Genomic DNA, 553 nt, shown 5'->3' on the forward strand with positions numbered 1-553 from the left:
CGCGAGCACATGCAACTCGAGATCAAGCATATCCACGAGGATCTCGGCGTCACCGTGGTCTATGTCACGCATGATCAGGGCGAGGCCTTGACCATGTCGGACCGCATCGCGGTGTTCAACGATGGGGTCATCCAACAACTGGCCGCGCCCGCCGAACTCTACGAGCGGCCGCAGAACGCGTTCGTCGCCCAGTTCATCGGTGAGAACAACCGGCTGCATGGCAAGGTCGTGGCGAAGAATGGCGCGACTTGCCAGGTTGAGATTCCGGGCGCCGGCAACGTGCAGGCGCTGGCCGTCAATGTCGACACAGTTGGCCGGTCGACGGTGCTGTCGTTGCGGCCGGAGCGGGTGAAGTTGAACCCGGCGCCAGGCTCGCTGCCCAATGTCTTCAGCGCGCAAGTTACGGAAGTGATTTATCTGGGCGACCACGTGCGCACCCGGGTTTCGGTCTGCGGCCACGATGACTTTGTGATCAAGCTGCCGAATTCCGAAGGAACGGTGCAGGTCGAGCCCGGCGCGGTGATCACCATCGGCTGGAAAATTGAGGATTGTC

The 553-nt window shown here is 61.7% G+C and carries 1 protein-coding gene; it reads left to right on the forward strand.

What is annotated here, in order from left to right; translation table 11 throughout:
• Positions 1–9: 9 nt before the first annotated feature.
• On the forward strand, positions 10–553 hold a 544-nt coding region (locus WN73_RS11615; protein WP_442870067.1), incomplete at its 3' end, for an ABC transporter ATP-binding protein.

It is taken from the genome of Bradyrhizobium sp. CCBAU 45394 (assembly GCF_028128655.1).
Taxonomy (GTDB): domain Bacteria; phylum Pseudomonadota; class Alphaproteobacteria; order Rhizobiales; family Xanthobacteraceae; genus Bradyrhizobium; species Bradyrhizobium diazoefficiens.